Origin of the sequence: Mesorhizobium sp. M7A.F.Ca.CA.004.06.1.1, assembly GCF_003999135.1 — a bacterium.
GTDB lineage: Bacteria > Pseudomonadota > Alphaproteobacteria > Rhizobiales > Rhizobiaceae > Mesorhizobium.
This window is the reverse complement of sequence record NZ_RZPQ01000668.1, coordinates 1-3,333: the sequence shown is the minus strand read 5'-3', so window position 1 is coordinate 3,333 and position 3,333 is coordinate 1. Positions and strand designations below refer to the sequence as shown.

Sequence of the window (3,333 nt, the reverse complement as noted above, 5' to 3'; positions counted from 1 at the left end):
ACGCCATGGTGCTCGGGCTGATCCCGGATTGCGACCTCGACAAGGTCTCGGCCGTCGGCAACGCCGCCGGTGCCGGCGCGCGCATGGCGCTGCTCAATCGCGGCTACCGCCGCGAGATCGAGGACACGGTCAGCAAGATCGAGAAGATCGAGACGGCCCTGGAACCGAAATTCCAGGAGCATTTCGTCTACGCCATGGCGCTGCCCAACAAGGTCGATCCGTTCCCGAAGCTGTCGGCAGCGGTGAAACTGCCGCCGCGCAAGACGGTCAGCGAGGACGGCGTTGCCGGCGACGCCGCTCCGCGACGGCGTTCGCGCGAAGGCCACGCCGCCAGGCGTGGACGGGAATAAGCGGCCGCGCCCAGGTCACGGCCTTTCCAAACTCATTTGCATGCAAATGTTTCCGGATCGCCTGATCCGGAAACCAAAAAGCTGTTTTCGTGAAATTCGCCAGATACATGGCAGGCGCATTCAACCGGCATCGAATGGCAGGCTGGAGATATCTTTCCAGCCGCCGCAACGCTCCAGAGGAGACAACGATGTCAATGCTCGAAAACCTCGGCCGCTATGGCACGGCCATCAAGAATGCTCACGACCGCAGCAAGGCGCGACGCCTGTTGAACAGCCTGCCGCCCGAAATCCAGAAGGATATCGGCTGGCCGGTATCGCCGCGATCCAGCGAAAAGGCCGCACTTATCAACACGATCTGGAGCGCCGCGCGCTGATGACCTTCGCCGACAAATGCAAATTGCTCGGCATGCGTCGGGGATCTCGCATGTCCCCGGCGACCACCAGCAACCGGCTGCGTGCCGCACTTCTACCACGTCGCTGAGCACCGCGGCGCGGATCACACCACCGTGTAGATACGGCGCAAATCTTGACATTTTCGGCCACGGCACGATCTTCGAAGATAGTGGGGGTTCTCTTAGTCGGCTTTGCCGAAGTTCGTGTATTCGCATGCCAAGTTTGAAAAGCCATGTCGTGTCTTTCGTCCTGCGGCACAGCCGCAAGCAGGCATTTGCCAGTCCGGAAAATTTGCAGCGCTGGATCGCGGCCGCGCGCAAGACCGAGAACCACCGCCCGCCCGCCTCGTTGCATCAGCGTCTCGACATCGAGATGCATACGGTCGATGGCTTCCCCGTCTACGAAATCGCACCCAGGACCGGCGAGCAGAAGCGGATTCTCTACTTGCACGGCGGTGCCTATGTCTTTGAAATCACACCCTATCATTGGCACCTGATCGCCGAGATGGCGGATCGGCTGGGCTACGGGATCACGGTGCCGATCTATCCAATCGCTCCCGAACACGATTTCCATGCCATGTTCGGAATGGTTGGCGATGTCTACCGGCAGATGCTCGCCGAGACGGAAGCCGAAGACATCGTCTTCATGGGCGATTCCGCCGGCGGCAATATGGCTGTGGTGCTGACCATGATGGTCGCCGAAGAAGGACTGCCCCTGCCGTCGCGGCATGTGCTCATTTCGCCGGGTCTCGACGTGTCGCTCACCAACCCCGCAGTGTTCGAGGCGGAACGCACCGACCCTTGGCTGGGCATAGCTGGCGGAAGGGAGGCGATTCGCCTGTACAGTGCCGGCATCGATCCCAGCGACTGGCACATCAGCCCGGTCTATGGAGATCTGTCAGTGCTGCCAAGAACGCTGCTTTTGACCGGCTCGCGCGATCTTTTGACTCCCGACAATCTGATCTTCGCCGAAAAAGCCCGCGCAGCCGGCGTTGAAATCGATCTTGTCTATGAGGAAGGCATGTTCCACGTCTGGCCGCTGATTGACATGCCGGAAGCCCGGCGCGCCCGCGAGCGCATCGTCGCCTTTCTCGGGGAGAGCCGGATCGTGCACGATACGAGAGTAAGGCCTGAACAGCGCCCCGCCGAAGCGGCGGAGTAGCTTTATACTATCGTCCTTACCAGCCGGTCAGAACTTGCCGGTTTCCCGGAAGACTTCGAAAGTCGCGCGGATGTGGTCGGCAACGGCCTTGACCGGGGCACTGGCATCCGGCGCCACCACCATCGCCAGATTGTAGGTCCCGATGTCGGGCATGCCGTCCTTCGGGCAGAGTTCGACCATGTCATTGCCGAGGAACGACTTCGGCAATGGCGCCACGGCGAGATCGGACATGATCGCGGCGCGCTGGCCGGCCGTGTGCGCGCTCATATAGGCGATGCGGTAATTGCGGCCCTCGCGGCCAAGCGCATCGAGCGCCCCGGCACGCCAGGCGCAGCCCTCTTCCCACAGCGACACCGGCAGCGGCTCGCGCAGATGCGCGCAGCCGCCCTTGGCACCGGCCCAGACGATCGGCTCGGTCAGCAGCACCTCGGCGCCGAGCGCGCTGGTCTTGTAGGAATTGGTCAGCAGCGTGATGTCGAGCGCCCGGTCGTCCATGCGCCGGCGCAGATTGCTGCTCTGGTCGATGGTGACGTCGACGGCGATCGACGGATGCGACTGCGCAAAACGCTTCAGCACATGCGGCAGCACGCGCTCACCGTAATCGTCCGGCGAGCCAAGCCGCACCACACCGACAATCTCGGGAATGATGAACTTCGACACCACCTCGCGATTGATGGACAGCAGTCGGCGGGCATAGCCGAGCAGCATCTCGCCATCCGTCGTCAGCGACACCGAGCGAGCGTCGCGCGCGAACACGGAGCGGCCGAGAATGTCCTCGAGCTTCTTGATCTGCATGGAAACGGCTGACGGCGTGCGGAACACGGCATTGGCGGCGGTGGTGAAGCTGCCGGTCTCGGCAATCGCCACGAACGTGCGCAAAACATCGAGATCGAGCAGCGGCAGCGGATGATTGAGCGGGGCGTTCATGGCAACCGACCTTCAATTTTTCTGATACAAAACATCATTCCATTTCGTTTGATTGAACATCAGATTGGGAGGATAGTCAACTCCATCGAAGCAGTAGCTGCCACAAGCAGCCATGAAACGACCTCGACACAGACCTGCATTCGACACGAAATGAAGTTGAAACAAACCCGCAGTAGCCAACTCGCTGTCTGGCACTCGCCAACCCAAAGGAGAAAGAGATGTCTATCCTGTCGTCCCTTGGTCGCATCGCGACCGAATTCAGCGCGGCGCGCGCCCGCTACCAGACTGAACGCGCTATCCGCTCCCTGCCGATCGAACTGCAGAAGGACATCGGCTGGCCTGAAGCTTCCGATACCAAGACCGGTACTCGCAACGGCGTCGGATCCTGGGCTGGAGCAAAGTAGATCGTGTGTACCATGTGCTGAAGGCCTGCCGCGCAAACCGCCCGGCAGGCCTTCTCTATTTTATTTGCACTCAAATGAATTTTTAGAGCCATGTTTCC

General features: G+C 61.0%; 5 protein-coding genes. 4 read left to right on the top strand and 1 reads right to left on the bottom strand.

All coding sequences use genetic code 11. The features are described from left to right. The 3 genes from EN906_RS28010 to EN906_RS28000 form a co-directional block, all read left to right on the top strand. Positions 1–350 (top strand): ASKHA domain-containing protein (locus tag EN906_RS28010; protein WP_127375524.1); only part of this gene is annotated, 350 nt, incomplete at its 5' end. Between the two features lie 188 nt (positions 351–538). After that, complete coding sequence (locus EN906_RS28005) at positions 539–724, top strand: hypothetical protein (protein WP_127271300.1); 186 nt, start codon at positions 539–541, stop codon at positions 722–724. A 232-nt stretch (positions 725–956) separates the two neighbouring features. Beyond that, the gene (locus EN906_RS28000; protein WP_127271302.1) at positions 957–1,904 is read left to right on the top strand and encodes an alpha/beta hydrolase; all 948 of its coding nucleotides are present in this window, start codon (positions 957–959) and stop codon (positions 1,902–1,904) included. Between the two features lie 27 nt (positions 1,905–1,931). Here the strand turns inward: EN906_RS28000 and EN906_RS27995 are convergent, their stop codons facing one another. After that, on the bottom strand, positions 1,932–2,831 hold the full coding sequence (locus tag EN906_RS27995) for a LysR substrate-binding domain-containing protein (RefSeq protein ID WP_013531163.1): 900 nt from the start codon (positions 2,829–2,831) through the stop codon (positions 1,932–1,934). A gap of 218 nt (positions 2,832–3,049) precedes the next feature. Between EN906_RS27995 and EN906_RS27990 the strand changes: the two genes are divergently transcribed. Beyond that, positions 3,050–3,235, top strand: a complete 186-nt coding sequence (locus tag EN906_RS27990) for a hypothetical protein (RefSeq protein ID WP_032930657.1) — start codon at positions 3,050–3,052, stop codon at positions 3,233–3,235. Positions 3,236–3,333: the final 98 nt, after the last annotated feature.